The 14,948-nt window shown below is 43.6% G+C and carries 18 protein-coding genes; 8 read left to right on the forward strand and 10 right to left on the reverse strand.

Annotated elements, in window-relative coordinates; all coding sequences use genetic code 11:
* Window positions 1-8: 8 nt before the first annotated feature.
* Window positions 9-572 (reverse strand): DinB family protein, encoded by a 564-nt coding sequence (locus WG943_RS16670; RefSeq protein ID WP_340410738.1) that lies wholly within the window; start codon window positions 570-572, stop codon window positions 9-11.
* Window positions 573-741: 169 nt separating this feature from the next.
* Between WG943_RS16670 and WG943_RS16675 the strand changes: the two genes are divergently transcribed.
* Entirely contained in the window at window positions 742-1,416 is a 675-nt protein-coding gene (locus WG943_RS16675) for a hypothetical protein (RefSeq protein ID WP_340410740.1), read from the forward strand.
* A 9-nt stretch (window positions 1,417-1,425) separates the two neighbouring features.
* Here the strand turns inward: WG943_RS16675 and WG943_RS16680 are convergent, their stop codons facing one another.
* From WG943_RS16680 to WG943_RS16690, 3 genes are all read right to left on the reverse strand, one after another.
* Window positions 1,426-1,983: a Crp/Fnr family transcriptional regulator gene (locus tag WG943_RS16680; protein WP_340410742.1), complete on the reverse strand. Its 558-nt coding sequence runs from the start codon at window positions 1,981-1,983 to the stop codon at window positions 1,426-1,428.
* Between the two features lie 6 nt (window positions 1,984-1,989).
* Window positions 1,990-2,760 (reverse strand): hypothetical protein, encoded by a 771-nt coding sequence (locus WG943_RS16685; protein ID WP_340410743.1) that lies wholly within the window; start codon window positions 2,758-2,760, stop codon window positions 1,990-1,992.
* A 62-nt stretch (window positions 2,761-2,822) separates the two neighbouring features.
* Window positions 2,823-3,107 (reverse strand): acylphosphatase, encoded by a 285-nt coding sequence (locus WG943_RS16690; protein ID WP_340410745.1) that lies wholly within the window; start codon window positions 3,105-3,107, stop codon window positions 2,823-2,825.
* 201 nt (window positions 3,108-3,308) lie between these two features.
* Between WG943_RS16690 and sdaAA the strand changes: the two genes are divergently transcribed.
* From sdaAA to WG943_RS16720, 6 genes are all read left to right on the forward strand, one after another.
* The gene (gene sdaAA, locus WG943_RS16695) at window positions 3,309-4,214 is read left to right on the forward strand and encodes an L-serine ammonia-lyase, iron-sulfur-dependent, subunit alpha (RefSeq protein WP_340410747.1); all 906 of its coding nucleotides are present in this window, start codon (window positions 3,309-3,311) and stop codon (window positions 4,212-4,214) included.
* 164 nt (window positions 4,215-4,378) lie between these two features.
* On the forward strand, window positions 4,379-5,104 hold the full coding sequence (locus WG943_RS16700) for a hypothetical protein (RefSeq protein ID WP_340410748.1): 726 nt from the start codon (window positions 4,379-4,381) through the stop codon (window positions 5,102-5,104).
* Window positions 5,105-5,271: 167 nt separating this feature from the next.
* Window positions 5,272-6,447 (forward strand): DUF4407 domain-containing protein, encoded by a 1,176-nt coding sequence (locus WG943_RS16705; RefSeq protein WP_340410750.1) that lies wholly within the window; start codon window positions 5,272-5,274, stop codon window positions 6,445-6,447.
* 208 nt (window positions 6,448-6,655) lie between these two features.
* Window positions 6,656-7,147 (forward strand): NADH-quinone oxidoreductase subunit A, encoded by a 492-nt coding sequence (locus WG943_RS16710; RefSeq protein ID WP_340410752.1) that lies wholly within the window; start codon window positions 6,656-6,658, stop codon window positions 7,145-7,147.
* A 28-nt stretch (window positions 7,148-7,175) separates the two neighbouring features.
* Window positions 7,176-7,727 carry an NADH-quinone oxidoreductase subunit NuoB gene (nuoB, locus tag WG943_RS16715; protein ID WP_445323643.1) on the forward strand — a complete coding sequence of 184 codons (552 nt, stop codon included), beginning with the start codon at window positions 7,176-7,178 and terminating at the stop codon, window positions 7,725-7,727.
* A gap of 17 nt (window positions 7,728-7,744) precedes the next feature.
* Window positions 7,745-8,344 carry an NADH-quinone oxidoreductase subunit C gene (locus WG943_RS16720; RefSeq protein ID WP_340410753.1) on the forward strand — a complete coding sequence of 200 codons (600 nt, stop codon included), beginning with the start codon at window positions 7,745-7,747 and terminating at the stop codon, window positions 8,342-8,344.
* A 293-nt stretch (window positions 8,345-8,637) separates the two neighbouring features.
* Here the strand turns inward: WG943_RS16720 and WG943_RS16725 are convergent, their stop codons facing one another.
* From WG943_RS16725 to WG943_RS16750, 6 genes are all read right to left on the reverse strand, one after another.
* Window positions 8,638-9,438, reverse strand: a complete 801-nt coding sequence (locus WG943_RS16725; RefSeq protein ID WP_340410754.1) for an SPFH domain-containing protein — start codon at window positions 9,436-9,438, stop codon at window positions 8,638-8,640.
* 2 nt (window positions 9,439-9,440) lie between these two features.
* Window positions 9,441-9,629, reverse strand: a complete 189-nt coding sequence (locus WG943_RS16730) for a hypothetical protein (protein ID WP_340410755.1) — start codon at window positions 9,627-9,629, stop codon at window positions 9,441-9,443.
* 143 nt (window positions 9,630-9,772) lie between these two features.
* Window positions 9,773-11,053 carry a metallophosphoesterase gene (locus tag WG943_RS16735; protein WP_340410756.1) on the reverse strand — a complete coding sequence of 427 codons (1,281 nt, stop codon included), beginning with the start codon at window positions 11,051-11,053 and terminating at the stop codon, window positions 9,773-9,775.
* Between the two features lie 385 nt (window positions 11,054-11,438).
* On the reverse strand, window positions 11,439-12,092 hold the full coding sequence (locus WG943_RS16740; RefSeq protein WP_340410757.1) for a class I SAM-dependent methyltransferase: 654 nt from the start codon (window positions 12,090-12,092) through the stop codon (window positions 11,439-11,441).
* A 132-nt stretch (window positions 12,093-12,224) separates the two neighbouring features.
* Window positions 12,225-12,758, reverse strand: a complete 534-nt coding sequence (locus WG943_RS16745; protein WP_340410758.1) for a hypothetical protein — start codon at window positions 12,756-12,758, stop codon at window positions 12,225-12,227.
* Between the two features lie 88 nt (window positions 12,759-12,846).
* A complete protein-coding gene (locus WG943_RS16750; RefSeq protein WP_340410759.1) occupies window positions 12,847-13,311 on the reverse strand; it encodes a hypothetical protein in 465 nt (154 codons plus the stop codon).
* Window positions 13,312-13,693: 382 nt separating this feature from the next.
* Between WG943_RS16750 and WG943_RS16755 the strand changes: the two genes are divergently transcribed.
* A complete protein-coding gene (locus WG943_RS16755; protein WP_340410858.1) occupies window positions 13,694-14,821 on the forward strand; it encodes an NADH-quinone oxidoreductase subunit D in 1,128 nt (375 codons plus the stop codon).
* Window positions 14,822-14,948: the final 127 nt, after the last annotated feature.

Raw genomic sequence — 14,948 nt, forward strand, 5'->3', positions numbered from 1 at the left:
CTGTATACTTAAGCTGCCATCTGCTTCGCCAGTAGCTGCTTTACCCGCAGTGCCTGTTGCACGTGTCGCTCCTGGTGTGTTACTACAAACTCTAGCGTTTCGCCGATTCGTAGCTTCAACAGTTTAAAGAACTCCACCGGAACAGCTTTTTTGTTTAGGTTAGTGCCTTTTGCATTTTGTAGTAGCTGCTGCAATTCCTGCTGGTGCTTCAGGAATTCATCTAGGGTAGCGCGGCCCAGCTGGCTGTTGTTTGGATTCATGTGCTTTACAGTTTTGTGCTTCTTCATGTTCTGCGGCCGCACCATCTCCAACGATTTTTTACCTAACCAGCTGTGGTTTATACTTTCTAGAAAAGTGCCATCTCCATTTTGGGCAATAGCTTTGGCCAAAGCAGGGTTATAGTAGCGGCTGTAGCGGTTTAGGTGCTCCAGGCATTCCAATATGCTCCAACTTTCCGGGCTTGGCTTATGATTCAAGGCTGCCATATCCAGTTTTGAAAACTCTGTAGCTACTGTTTCTGTAAGCCTTCTGTTTGATTGGGCAATTTGCTCTAACGTGTTCATGGTTTTCATAGTTTTATGTTGTACGCTACAAAAGTAGCACAGCCTTCACCCCTAAACCTTGATGCAAATCAAGATTTATACTTTACAATTTGTTGATCATATATAATTTTAAAACTCATACTTTGCCTATACATTTCATAGAAAATATTTAAATTAGATGAATATTAAGCTTTCAGCTATGAACAAAGTTATTTCCCGATTGACATTTTCAGTTGCCCTGGCTTTTGCTGCTATTACAAGTGCGTCTGCGCAGTTTGCTATCGTAGACCAAATGGGCCAGCCCTTTTTAGAAAAAGCCTACACCGATGTTAGGGGCTCTGCCTATCTTTACGAAACTTGGATGAAAGGTAGTGTTACTACCGACAAAGGGGTTACTTATGAAGGAGTAGAACTGATGTATGATCAGGTTGCCGACGAACTAATCTTTAAGAGCGGTAACGGCGAGCCTAACAAATTTGTGCAGCAAATCATGGAGTTTACTATCAACGGTGCAAATTCCAAAAAACATCTATTCCGAAAAGGGTTTATTCCTGTTGACGCAGCCAACCCGCATACTTATTACCAAGTGCTTGCTGATGGGCAGGTGCAGCTTTTAAAAAGAACCTCAAAAAACATATTTGAGGAGCTTCCTTATGGCTCTTCCACCAAGGTAAAGACTTTTCATTCGGATACACATTACTATATTGCCAAAAACGATAAGCTTACCAAAATAAAAAAAGACAAAAAATCTATACTTAAGGCTTTGAGTGACAACGAAAAAGAGATTGAGGCATATATTAAAACCAACCGCTTAGACCTAAAGAATGATGAAGCCCTGGCAGGTTTGGTAAATTATTACAATTCTCTGCTGTAAGGCTATTAATTAAATATACTTTAAGCGGCTGAGCGTTTCCGGAGACATACGCAGATAGGAAGCAATATACTTTTTGGGGATGTGTTGGAACAGGTGCGGACTGCGCTGCATCACGCGCTGCAAACGTTGTTCTGGTTCTGGCAGCAATAAATCTACCTCACGCTCTATCTTGCCCACAAGCGCCTGCTCCAGTTGTTCATACCAGAAGCGTTTGATATTTGGCCGTTGCTCCATGAGTTGCACAAAATCCTGTTTGGTAATACCTATCAATTCACTCTTTTTTAAGGCTTGGATGTAATAAGCAGAAGGCTTGCTATTTACAAAAGACGGAAACGAAACCAATAAGGTGCCGGGATAGCCAAAGCCAACACATATCTCTTCATCGGGGAGAGGATAATAAATGCGTAGCGCACCAGCTGTTACGAAGTATAACCCCTGCTCAACCTGCCCCTGTTGTATTAAAAAATCATACCTATTCAGTTGCACGTGTTTCTTCCAGAGCGGCAAAAAGGCATCTATGTCTTCTGGGGTGAAGTATGGGACTTGCTGTAGGAGGGTGCGGAGCATGGGGCGTTATAATGACATTAATATTTGCTCTTCTCTTTCAATGTCTTCTTGATCAAAAGGCAAGGCTGTGGTAATTCTATCTTCTGTAGCCAATTTGAGTAAGGTCTTCTTTTCAGAAATTACCTGCGTATAAATTTTTTTATGATGTTGCAGCTGCCTATTACTATACCAATTATGTAGCTCTTTTACTGACAAAAAATATTGATCAACTAGCTCTTCAACATTAATGTAATTAGGCTGAAGACTTAAAAACTCTTTTGCCTTAGATTTCCAATCATCGTTTTCTACTTCTAGTGATGACTTGACTATGCTGAAGGACGTACTAGTAGTCCCACTATCATGTTTTCTTACAGAAATTACAGCAGGTAATTTATCGTGACTTATGAAATTTCTAAGGCCAATTACAAAATGATGTAAAGAGTTATTCCTAAAACTTTTATCTAGTTTTTTTTCATATTCAACGTAAATTTGGTCAGTCTGCATGTATAGCCTATCCTTGTGGTTCCTTGTGTGAGGGACTAGTGCTGCTGCAGCGGAACAAAAATTGAACAGTAATCTGATTAACTTGTCTTGAAGATCCCAATGAACCTCTTTGATCTCCCATAAAGTATTATCAACACTTCTAATATTGTGCTCCCAAAGAGCAGCCTTTAAATCATTATAGTTCCCATTGAAAATTTTAAAGGAGCGTCTAATGCTTTCGATATCTTTGATAAGAAGGTAATTTTCTGACTTCTTGAATTCTTCAATTAGATGCAGTGACTGAGGGAACTTCATTATCATTAGCTAAAAATTATACTAAGATAATAACTTCTAATCTATTTCAGCATAATCCATAATCACCGCCTCTGCTCAAACCCATCAAACCCTTTCAGATCCTTAATACTTTTAATATCAACCCGGCTTACTTTTGCGTTCTTTGGCCCCTCGTGCACCCATTGCTGCAGTTTACAAAGTGCCTCTTCGTCTCCTTCGGCCTCTAAGTATACGGTACCATTGTCTTCGTTCTGCACGAAGCCGGTAAGGCCTAATGCTTCGGCTTTCTCTTGTGTGCTGGCTCTAAAAAATACTCCTTGTACTTTGCCATGCACACGCATGGCAATGTGTTTCTTATGTTCTCCCATTTGATCCAAAATTTAAACAAACTACTGCTTTTGAACGTGTTGCAGCTAAAGGGGTTAAGGCGAAGTATACTTTAACACTACCGAACATTTTATACTGCTGGTTTTGTTATTTAGAGTAGCGTTAGCTGCATTGCAAATTTGTGACTATATTGGCCGCCCCCGTAGCAGCGGGCGTTGGCTTATACTTAAGAAATAAACAGGATGTCGTTATTATTCAATGATTTTAAGAGCTGGGAAAAGCATTGCGCCGAAACCGGAGAGCCGCTTTACCAGCCTGTGCTGGAGTACGAAATTGAGCAGAAGGGCCGCACAGAAGAATTTATCTGGGAAAACATTGCCAAAGCGTATGAAGTGATGAAAGATGCCGTACAAACCGGCCTTACCGAAAACATGACTTCGCGCTCCGGCATGGTGAATAATAGTGCTAAAAAAGTAGCCAACTCACCGGTAACAGTGCTATCTCCGGAGTTTCAGATGCTGGTGTCGCGTGCGTTGGGCGCCAAAGAGGTAAACTCGTGTATGGGCCGCGTGGTAGCCGCCCCAACAGCTGGTGCCTCTGGTATACTTCCGGGTACGCTTACCACGCTTCAGGAGCTACACCACCTCGACGACCGAAAAATACACGAAGGCTTACTGGTTGCTGCCGGCATTGCCCTGATCATAGAGCAGAATGCATCACTGGCTGGTGCCGTAGGTGGTTGCCAGGCCGAAACGGGTAGCGCCGCCGCCATGGCAGCCGGTGCTATTGTGTACTGCCTGGGCGGAGATGTGCAGCAGGTGTTTAATGCCGTAGCCATTACCATTCAGTGCATGCTTGGCCTTGTGTGCGACCCTGTGGCTGGCCTGGTAGAGGTGCCCTGCATTGTGCGCAACGCCAGTGCAGCGGCCATTGCCTACTCCTCGTCGCAGTTGGCTATTGCCGGCGTAGATCCTGTTATACCTGTAGACCAGTGTGTGGCAGCCCTTGGCGAGGTTGGCGAAAGTATGGAACGAAAGTATAAAGAGACTGCTGAAGGCGGATTAGCCAACACACCAAGAGCCCGCGAGATAGAGAATTTTGTGCTGGTGCAGGATGTAGAGATCTTACCTGACGAAGACGCGGAATAGGTAAAAAAGTATAAAGTTAAAGAGTTAGAAAGGTGGAAGGCTGTAGTAGCTTTCCACCTTTTTTGTTTCAGCCTTTAGCTATAGCAGCTTCTGGCACTATATATGCTAAGGCTATACTTACATTAACTATATTACACAACTAATTCAGCTACATCTACAAAACTATGAAAAAGTACCTTTCAACGGCTGCAGTAGCAGCTGTGCTATTGTTGTCAGCGTGCTCTGTGCCGCAAATGGCCGTAGAGTCAAACTTCAAATCTCAGGCCCAGGAATTACCTATCGAGGGCCGCAAAGTTTTAAAGCCTAACGGCGATTTTCGTATTGGTGATTATACTGTAGCCAATGTGCACAGGGGCTGGAAGAGAGGCAGCGGCTTTAATATCCTGGGTTACGACAATGTAAAGTCTGCTCAAAAGTATGAGTTCAGCCTGCAGGACACACAGAATGGCGGAGAGTGGTACGTGTTCGGTGCTAGCAAACTGCACGAGAAAAACCTGAAATCAAATAACGGTCTCACCATTCAATTAGCTGCCAACAAAGAGTATTACGCCAGTTACTTTACCTCTCCGGAAAGTGGCCAGTGGCAGCTCGTAACAGTTGACCCCGGCCATTACCTGGCTCGCAATAAGTTTGAGGGCCAGGTTATAAATGGAGTTAAAATGTATAAAGTAGCACCAGTTTATAAATTCGAAGGCCAAAAGATTCCGACAGGCGACATTGTGGGTTACGAGTTTAAAGATGACGAAGAAGTGATCGCAGCCGTTCAGGTGGTGAATAACGGTAAAGTATGGATGAGGTCTGACCTCTCTAATGATACCCGCATGGTTTTGGCCAGTGCGGCAGCGTCGTTGTTGCTATACGACAAGTTAAAGGACTCTGGCATAGATTGAACTTAAGTATCTGCCGCTTCTGTTGCCGGATTAACCGCAAGTTCGTCACATTTTATAGCTCATTCGTCACATTTACAGAATCAAAAATACGCAAGTGGGTAAATTGTGCGTTATACTGTAACTAACTGCAGTTGAGCCAGTTTTAATCTGTACAGATAATTATTTACATGAAGAAATTCTTTTGGTGGTGCGCCGGCGCCGACGATACCATTCTTGAAAAATGCTCTAAGTCTGAGCATGTGAAGTATGCGGGCATAGGCGCCACCGTATTTTTCACGGGCTTGCTCGCGGGAATTTCTGGAGCTTATGCACTCTATACTGTTTTCGACACGGTTTACCTGGCCTTGATTTTTGGCTTGCTTTGGGGTGCTGTTATTTTCAACCTCGATCGTTTTATTGTTTCCACGCTTCGAAAAGAGGGTAAATTCTGGAAAGAACTGCTGCAGGTAACACCGCGTATCTTACTGGCGCTGGTGCTGGCTGTAGTAATCTCAAAGCCACTGGAGCTTAAGATATTCGACAAGGAGATACAGGCTATACTTAAGGAAAAGCAGGCAGAGCTGGCCATACAGCACAAGACATTGGTAGGCAAACAATTTGCTGAGGTAGATTCTGTAAAGTCTGAGATTGCCGGCATCAGGCAGGAAGTAGAGGCCAAAGTACAGGAACGTAACAAGCTTTATGAGCTGGTAGCAGCCGAAGCCGACGGAACAGGTGGTACCGGTAAAGTAGGCAAAGGCCCAATTTACGAAGAGAAAAAACGCCAGTACGACAAAGTAGACGAAGAACTGAAACTATTACAGGCCAGCGCCGCCGATAGGATACTGCTAAAAGAACAGCGCATTGCAAACCTGATGGCAAAGTATGACGAGACAGTTGCCGAGGGGCAGGAAAGCTTTTCGAACTACGATGGTTTGATGGCCCGAATCAATGCCCTAGACGAATTGCCCTGGTTGCCGGTCTTCTTTATCACCTTACTCTTTATTTGCTTGGAAACAGCACCGATCTTTACCAAACTGATCTCCAGCAAAGGCCCTTATGATGATATTCTGAAAGGAGTGGAGCATGAGCGAACCACCCAGGAAATGCAGCGAGTAGCAGAACGCCAGAAGCAGTACGACACCCGACATGCCGTTGCCGAGGCCAAGTTCTTTGCCCGTACAGAGTATGAAGTAGAGGCCAAACGCGAAGAAGAACGCATTAAGTCTGATGCGCACCTGGAGGTAGTACGAGAGTCTGCCGCTGTCTGGAAAGAGCGTAAACTAAACGACATTAGCCGTAGCCCGAATACCGCCGCCGAAATACTAAATGATGGCGAAGAGAACGGGTATTATAAATGGTAAACTGCCATTAGCATTAAAGTATAAAACCGCCTGGGTCATTTAATGGCCCAGGCGGTTTTGCTTTGTGCAGGTTATACTTTTTAGCTAATATGTTTACACAAGTGAGACAACAAGAAGAGGGATTAACAAAACTCCCTCCCCTGTTTTTAGGGTAGGGCTGGGGAGGGGTAATTAATTTATCGTAAATTTGTGTAAACAGCTGCAAGCAATGGCAGAAAACTATACTTCAGACTTCGGTACCATACTGCTCTACCTGATTGGTGGCGCTATCTTCGTGGTAATTGGTTTGCTTACAAGTAGGCTTATCCGCCCAAACCGCCCGAACCAGGAAAAACTAACGACATACGAGTCGGGTGAGGAGCCTGTTGGTAACGCCTGGATACAGTTTAACCCGCGCTTTTATGTGGTGGCACTTATTTTCATCATTTTTGATGTGGAGCTGGCGTTTCTGTTTCCGTGGGCAACGGTATTTGGCCGAAAAGATTTAATAGAAGCTACAGACGGTGCCTGGGGTTGGTTTTCGCTGATCGAGATGTTCATTTTTATCGGAGTACTGGTTTTAGGTCTTGCCTATGCCTGGGCAAAAGGCCACTTAGATTGGATAAAGCCCAAACCTATACTTCCGCAAAGCCGCTCTAAAATACCCATGGAAGTATATCAGCAGTTTAACGCCCGGCAGGACGCAAACCGTAAAGTATAAAATAGCATATCATAATTTATAACTCATAATCACCTTGGATAAAACCGGAGAAGGAGGCATTGTAATCACCAAGCTGGACGATCTGCTTAACTGGGCGCGGTTAACTTCGCTGTTCCCGATGGGTTTTGGCCTTGCTTGCTGCGCGATAGAGATGATGGGAGCTTATGCCTCAGGTTACGATTTGGATCGTTTTGGCATAATACCCAGGGCCTCACCAAGGCAATCTGATGTTATGATTGTAGCAGGTACGGTTACCTTTAAAATGGCTGACCGTGTGCGCCGCCTTTACGAGCAAATGCCGGAGCCGCGCTATGTGATCTCGATGGGTAGCTGCTCTAACTGCGGCGGCCCTTATTGGGAGCACGGCTACCATGTGGTAAAAGGCGTTGATAGAGTTATACCTGTGGATGTATATGTGCCGGGTTGCCCGCCAAGACCAGAGGCTTTGATCGGTGGCTTTCTAAAACTGCAGGAGATCATCCGCAAGGAAAGTATACGTGCTCCAAGAGCCGTGCAGCAAATAATGGCGAAACGAGCACAGCAAAGCCAGTCTGTATCTGATGCAGAACTGCACTCTTAATTCAGTTATTTAGAATTATGGTATTCGAGGAGTTAAAAGATTTTATAGTTGGTACGTTTGGCCCTGAGGTTATACTTGATGCTAAGAGTGACCACTTACAACCTTACCTGGTGCTGCAGACAGAGCGCCTGCCAGAGATTTGCCTGGAGCTGCACGATAACGAACTTACTTTTTTTGATTTCCTTTCCTGCATTACAGGTATAGATAATGGCCCCGAAGCCGGCACAATGGAGGTAGCCTATAACCTATACTCTATACCTTACAACCATCACCTGATGCTGAAAGTGCAGGTGCCGCGCAACAATACACCAGAGCAAAGTATACCTGCCGTACCAACTGTAAGCCACATCTGGCGCACCGCCGATTGGCACGAACGGGAGGTTTTTGACTTGCTGGGCATCTACTTTACAAACCACCCCGATATGCGCCGCATCCTCTGCGCCGCCGACTGGGAAGGACATCCGCTCCGCAAAGACTACAAGCTGCAGGATTACTACCACGGCATTAAAGTACCTTACGACCAGCACAACGAAAACAGCGGCTTCCGTGGCGAACCAATTAAACTCACCATTAAACCTGACAACCAATTCGGGGATGAACGCGAGAAGCCGGAGTAATACCGTTTCCAGCCACTCCTAACCCTTGCCTTGTCCAAGGCAGGGAAATCAAGAATTACTACAGTTAAAGTATAATTTCTGCATTGTCTGCTTAATCTACCTTCCCACAAATCTTTCAAAGATGATAATGAGGAATTGATTGAAATATAGCGATGGCAGTAGAAGCAGGAAGTATAAATTCCTCGCCTTGGACAAGGCAAGGTTAAGAATTGTTGGATACAGCCGCCGCGCAACAAAAAAGCCGCCGGTTATACTTCCGGCGGCCTCTTCGCTTACACAATTACAGCTATACTTTACTGCACATTCTTAAAGAAGGTAGGCGAGTTACCATACAGCGGTGTACGACCATCCCACTTCTCGATAAACTGCTGCTGGATAAGCAATGGCGTGAGGGTGCGTTGGCGCAGTTCGTTTGCACGGGCTTCGGCCTCGGCTTCTACAATTTTCTTGCGGGCCTGGGCCTCGGCTACTTTTAATTCGTTTTCTACCTGCATAGCCTGCTGCACCGCTTTGTTTTTTAAGTTTACCGCCTGCACAATTACCTCCGGGTACTGCAGGCCGCTGGTCATCTGCTCCAACTCAAAGCCCTCTTTGCGCAGCGCTTTGTCTAAAGCAATCTGTACTTTGTCCTCAAAGCTCTGGCGGTTAGAGATGATGCTGTCTGTAGAATATTGGTTAAACTGGATACGGAAGGCGTCGCGGGTATAGTTGTAGAGGGTAGTTTGTGTGATCTGGTCTATATCTTTGCGGTACTTTGCGAAAATGCGTGGGCTCTCACCTCCTATAACTCTAAAAGATATGGTAGGGTCTACTGTAAATACAGAACCATCTTTTGCGTTCACGGTAAAGGCGCTGTAGTCTACGGTCTGTACAAACGTTGGAAACTCAAATACCTCTTCCGTAAAAGGGTTGTACCATACGCGCCCTGTTACAAGGCTAACATCCTGAACACCTTTTTCGGAACCGTAAAGCTTAACCAGAACACCTTCGTGGCCTGCATCTATTCGGGTGCAGGATTTCATGGCGCTAATAGAGAAAACAAGTATAAATATAAAGCTGATGATCCAGGTAAATACCTGACGGGTGTTGTTCATGGTTATGATCTAAGTTTGTTAATGGAAAAACGAATCACAAAAAAGTTGGTTACTACGAGCACAATAAATAGCCCCAGACCAATGGCGACTTTCAGGTCGGATGGCTCCCGCACCAGCGAGGCTACTTCGGTAAAGGTTAAAATATCGACCAGGAGCAGCAGGCCGAGCAAAAGTATGTATGCGAATTTCATGGGCTAACGTTACACCGGTTGTACAAGCAATATATAGAAAATTATCAATTTTCTCTTACCTACAAATTGGTTGATCTGCAGAAGCAAGTTGATCGGCCTTGTAAGAGTGGCTTTTTTGGTTGAGCCTTTTGCTAGCCTAGAGACTATAACTTAGTTTTATTTCCTAAATCATCTACTTTGTATTCAATGCCATTTTCGATGAGCAGGCCCTTGGTTTTACCACTGTATTTTTCATGACTGTGCTTTACATCTATCTTGATGACTTTACCATCATAATCTGAGGTAATATCGCTAACAACATTGTGTCCTACAACCATCTTAGACGCATTATAGAATTTTAAAATTTCCTCAGTTTCATCCTGTGTAGTTTTGTGATAAGAAGCTCCAAAAGGATCATTAAAGGCAAAAACCCCTGCAATCAGCAAGTTCATGGCATAGCTTCTATCCCAGTAAGGGCTGTCATATGAATTCAATATGAGTTGTTCTTTCTCATTCAATACAAGTTTTTTAGTCCGAAGCCCATAATACTTCCTGGCTATACTATTTATTTCCGGAATGGTCAGATTCTCTTTTATAAGCTTTGATTTAATACCAGCATGCACAAAAATATAATCGCCGACCTTTTCAACTATATTTTTACTTCTCAGCCACTTGCCTAATTCCGAGTCCGCTGAGAACAAGTACCTGCCTGCCTCATCCCAATCTTGCTTTCCACTTATTTGTTTGGCAACTGCAATGTATTTAGTGTCTTTATCAGAGTGATCGCCATAAAGATTCATTACTTCGTGGTTACCAATGATGTAATGAACTTTCCCGCCTTCTTTTTCAGCTTTTTCTTCCAGCATATAGATCAGCCAAAGCACCTGCGTTACATCGCCTCCCCGATCTACAAAATCACCGTTAAGCACTAAGTGCCCTTTTCCGAATGTCCAGTTATACTCTTTATCTATAACCTCATTCTTTAGGAGGAAACTATAGAAGGCGTTAAAATTGCCTTCTATATCTGAGATGGCTATAAGTTTATTTGGCAACTCATAAATATGTGGCTCAACATAGTGCGCTTCCTTGGTGCTTACCTCAAATGAGTCACTTTCGTTATTCTTTACCTGTACCAGTATAGGTTGCTGTTTATCGAAGGGCTCCTTTAAAAGTGTATTTTGAATATCTACAGTGTATTTATAATTGCCATAGATGTAGGGACCATCTATACCTTCTAATTTTACTTCAACAGGTTTATTCAGGGCAAATTCGATTTCTTCATTATTAAAATAAGCATCTACTCCTGACCAGTAAATGGGGTACTCATATTTTGTTTCGTCTATATAAGCATGGCCAAATATTAAAGTAGTTAAAATCCAATAGCCGCATAGCCCTATAAGGCACCACTTAACAAGTGTTTTAATAGCTTTTTTAAAATTTTTCATGTTTTATGGGAGTAGTCAATCTGCTGGGCATTATCGACAGGTGGGGTTTAATAGCTACCAATAGCCTTATCAATTTACAATATTATTTTAATAATATATATAAAATACTGCGTACTTTTAATAAAATCCCATGGCAGCAAATCACTGCTTAATTCCCCCTATTTTTCATGCTTTGCTTAATGTTCTAACTCCCTTGTCTACTATCTACAAAGAATACCTGCTGCAGTCGGGCCACGCAAAAATATGAAAGCGAAATTCATACTTTGCAGAGAAGAGCCAGAACTGCATTTACTATACATCTGCCTGATGTGTAGCTTATGTCAAATACAGGTTACTGTAGATCTCTAATAATAGATGAGTTGTAAAGCCAGAGAAGTCTCTTATTTTACACTTGTGATAGTGTTGTGTAGGTAATCATCCAGTAATGCTTAAAGGTCGTGAGCTTTATATCGTTAGCCAGTCCCTTTAGCAGCTTATAAAGTTGCTCCTCTTCAGGGAAGTTTTTGAGTACCCGGTGCTCCGTGCTGTTGCGAAGGGTGCGGGTCTGGTAGGTGTTGCCCTGCTCGTCCTGATGTGTAATGGGTAAGCTGCTGCCTTCTACGTAGTTGTTGTCTATTAACACCACTGTACCACCAGGGTTTACACAGCTATTAATAATGCATAGGAATTTAGGCAGCTCCTGCAGCTTAACATGCGACCAGATAAACCCACCAAACAAGCTTTCATACTTTGCCAGCTGGCTAAGCTTAAACAGGTCTGCCTGCTTATAGCTTACGTTTTCGTTTGGGTATACTTTAGCTCGAGCAACCTCCAGTACGGCCTCGTTCACATCAGTGGCAAGTATATAATGGGCCGTTTCGGCGATCCGTTCAGTCCAATAGCCGGTGCCACAAGCTATCTCAAATACCGTTTTATCTTTAAATGTATTTTGTAGCAGTTTTGTGAGCTGCTGCAACTCCTCCTGCCGTTCAGGTTTCTGGTATACCTGCTCGTACTCTTGGGCTCTTTCTTTATAGTATAAAACGAGGTCGGTATTCATTGGTATGAGGTTTCATATAACGTTACTCGTGCAGCCGAAGCCCGAAGCGTAGCAAGGGTTAAAGCTGCACTTTGTTAGCCAGAGATTTATTTAAGTTACTCTTTTTTATTAGATGAATTCTATGTTCAAAACCTACTGGCACAATGGATAAACCATTTTGTGATATGTTGTTTTGGGGTTCTTTACAGGAATATTAAAATAGACTTCAGAATTATGCTTTACATGATAGTAATTCGTGTTTATCAAGCCCATTACAAACCTTGGTTGGCTGACGAATTCATAAATCTCTAACCCATCAACTTTAGTTTCTGACTCTCTCACTTCACATCCACCACGGTCAGGATAGTTGTAACGTCTAAAATCTTCCGTGCTCAAATCCCTATATAAATCCTGTCCCAAGATGAAGACATCAGGCGATAGAAAGAAGTCTGCTTCATTTCGGTACTCTTTGAGTTTATCACTTGAAAGAATAAACATTCCACCATGCTTTTGAGAAAAGACACGCACAGGATTCTTTATGCTTATAGTGTCAACTACATAAAATGATTTGAAATTTTCTTCTCCTTTATAATTAATGTCATAGAGTGCTTGTCTGCAAGATGATATTAACAGAACGGAAATCAGAATAAGCCCCAAGTTCTTCATTGTTCCTGTTCTTCTCTTCATTTCTATGATTCCAATTTTTGGCTAACGTGCTTGTGCAGCCGAAGCCCGAAGCGTAGCAAGGGTTAAGGCTGAACCTTGTTAGCAGCTTTTATTCTTTTGTTAATGTAGTTTCTTTGATGATGTTATACCCAAAGAGCCCTTCTTGAGTGATAAGAACCACGTAGTTTGCAGCTTCAACTTGTTGTTTTTCACGACTGTCAAAACTGATGTCCTTTGAATAGTTTCCCATGTTGATTTCAGCATATACGGACCCGCTTCTGCTTACATGACTTACACCCACGATTGGCTTTTTCAATGTCTCTGTTTGCTCCTTTCCAAAGACGCTGTTAATCAAAAAGAGAAGTCCAGTAATAAAACCGCCGAAGGTTAGGATTGACCAGAACAGATGTCCATAGTACCTAAACTTTTTGCCACTATACTCTTTCAAGTATTTGCTTGTAAGCAAGCTGAAAAGAACGCCAAATATAATTGCAACGAGTATGGGTAACTTGAAGTCGATAAGCGTCTTGTTGTATTGGCTACCTGCATATAAAGCTGAAATACCACCAATCAAATAGCCAAGCAGAACAGCCCAAGAAGTTCTTTTCTTGATGTTTTCCCTTTTTTGTTTTTTTAAGCTTATTCTGCAAGAGCTTATTCATTCATTAAAAATTGCTGCTAACTAAAGTATAAACATAATAAACATACGCTTTTTTGTCGAAATCAACAGATAACCGTAATCGGACTAACGAATATACTATATATTGTGAAAGATATATAAACGCTTGGCTGTAAACTACCTTTCATTTACCTGCTGCACAAGTCCTCCTTTTTTCCGAACTTTGCTTAACTCTTAACTTTTAACTTTTAACTCCTTGTCGTCTACGATCTATAAAAACTACCTGCTGCAATCAGAGCCGAACAAGTTTAGCCTTGATAACCTGAAGGCCGGGGAGATGATTGTGAACATGGGTCCGCAGCACCCGAGTACGCACGGCGTGTTGCGCCTGGAGGTAGTAACCGACGGGGAGATCATTCAGGATGTGGTGCCGCATGTTGGTTACCTGCACCGTTGTTTCGAGAAGCACGCCGAAAGTATGGCCTATAACCAAACCATACCCTACGTAGACCGCATGGACTACCTGGCAGCCATGAACTCAGAACATGTATGGTGTATGGGTGTAGAAAAGCTGCTGGGCATCACCGACCAGATTCCGAAGCGGGTAGAGTATATCAGAGTACTGGTGGCGGAGCTAAACCGCATTGCCTCGCACTTTGTAGCCATTGGCACTTATGCTATTGATATAGGTGCTTTTACGCCGTTCCTATGGATGCTCCGCGACCGGGAGCACATACAGCGCCTGCTGGAGTGGACCAGCGGAGCACGAATGCTCTACAACTATATCTGGGTAGGTGGTTTATACTACGACCTGCCAATTGGCTTTGAGGAGCGTTGCCGCGAGTTTATAGATTACCTGCTACCAAAGCTAGACGAATTGGATACGATTCTTCTGGAGAACAAGATATTCATAGACCGTACCGCCCATGTGGGTGTGCTGCCTTTGGATGTAGCGATTAACTACGGATGTTCCGGCCCTATGCTGCGTGGCTCCGGCTTAAAATATGACCTGCGCCGCATAGAGGGCTACAGCGTTTACCCGGAGTTAGAGTTTGACATACCTATCGGGCAAGGTTTAGCTGGCACCACCGGCGACTGCTGGGACCGCAACTACGTACGGGCCTTGGAGTGCCGCGAGTCTGTAAAAATTATCCGCCAATGCCTCGACAAACTTACCAGCGATTACAAACGCTCCCCAGATTTTGACCCACAAGCAGCATGTCCTAAGAAATTGCGCATGACAGGCAGCCAGGAATTATACTTTAGAGCCGAGACACCACGCGGCGAACTGGGTTATTTCTTCCGAACCACTGATAAAAGCGATGTGCCGTTCCGTTGCCATGGCCGCTCTCCATGCTTCTCTAACCTATCGGTGCTGCACGAAATATCTAAAGGCTGTATGGTTGCCGACTTAATTGCTATTGTAGGCTCCGTAGATATTGTTCTTGGCGAATTGGATAGGTAATTCTAATTAATGGCTGTTCTTTATCAGCTCTCAAATAAAGCGTGTTTCTATAAATGGTAGTTCATTCCTTTTAAACGCAGGCAGACTAGAATTTACAAGTAACGAACGTTTAGATACAAAATCGGCA

Origin of the sequence: Pontibacter sp. H249 (genome assembly GCF_037892465.1) — a bacterium.
Lineage (GTDB): Bacteria > Bacteroidota > Bacteroidia > Cytophagales > Hymenobacteraceae > Pontibacter.

Coding starts and splice junctions, on each gene's coding strand:
- WG943_RS16710 (WP_340410752.1), top strand. CDS start 6,656: ATGGCAGAAAACTATACTTCAGACTTCGGTACCATACTGCTCTACCTG.
- WG943_RS16675 (WP_340410740.1), top strand. CDS start 742: ATGAACAAAGTTATTTCCCGATTGACATTTTCAGTTGCCCTGGCTTTT.
- WG943_RS16730 (WP_340410755.1), bottom strand. CDS start 9,629: ATGAAATTCGCATACATACTTTTGCTCGGCCTGCTGCTCCTGGTCGAT.
- WG943_RS16700 (WP_340410748.1), top strand. CDS start 4,379: ATGAAAAAGTACCTTTCAACGGCTGCAGTAGCAGCTGTGCTATTGTTG.
- WG943_RS16735 (WP_340410756.1), bottom strand. CDS start 11,053: ATGAAAAATTTTAAAAAAGCTATTAAAACACTTGTTAAGTGGTGCCTT.
- WG943_RS16725 (WP_340410754.1), bottom strand. CDS start 9,438: ATGAACAACACCCGTCAGGTATTTACCTGGATCATCAGCTTTATATTT.
- WG943_RS16720 (WP_340410753.1), top strand. CDS start 7,745: ATGGTATTCGAGGAGTTAAAAGATTTTATAGTTGGTACGTTTGGCCCT.
- WG943_RS16705 (WP_340410750.1), top strand. CDS start 5,272: ATGAAGAAATTCTTTTGGTGGTGCGCCGGCGCCGACGATACCATTCTT.
- sdaAA (WP_340410747.1), top strand. CDS start 3,309: ATGTCGTTATTATTCAATGATTTTAAGAGCTGGGAAAAGCATTGCGCC.
- WG943_RS16670 (WP_340410738.1), bottom strand. CDS start 572: ATGAAAACCATGAACACGTTAGAGCAAATTGCCCAATCAAACAGAAGG.
- WG943_RS16680 (WP_340410742.1), bottom strand. CDS start 1,983: ATGCTCCGCACCCTCCTACAGCAAGTCCCATACTTCACCCCAGAAGAC.
- WG943_RS16740 (WP_340410757.1), bottom strand. CDS start 12,092: ATGAATACCGACCTCGTTTTATACTATAAAGAAAGAGCCCAAGAGTAC.
- WG943_RS16685 (WP_340410743.1), bottom strand. CDS start 2,760: ATGAAGTTCCCTCAGTCACTGCATCTAATTGAAGAATTCAAGAAGTCA.
- WG943_RS16755 (WP_340410858.1), top strand. CDS start 13,694: ATGATTGTGAACATGGGTCCGCAGCACCCGAGTACGCACGGCGTGTTG.
- WG943_RS16745 (WP_340410758.1), bottom strand. CDS start 12,758: ATGAAGAGAAGAACAGGAACAATGAAGAACTTGGGGCTTATTCTGATT.
- WG943_RS16690 (WP_340410745.1), bottom strand. CDS start 3,107: ATGGGAGAACATAAGAAACACATTGCCATGCGTGTGCATGGCAAAGTA.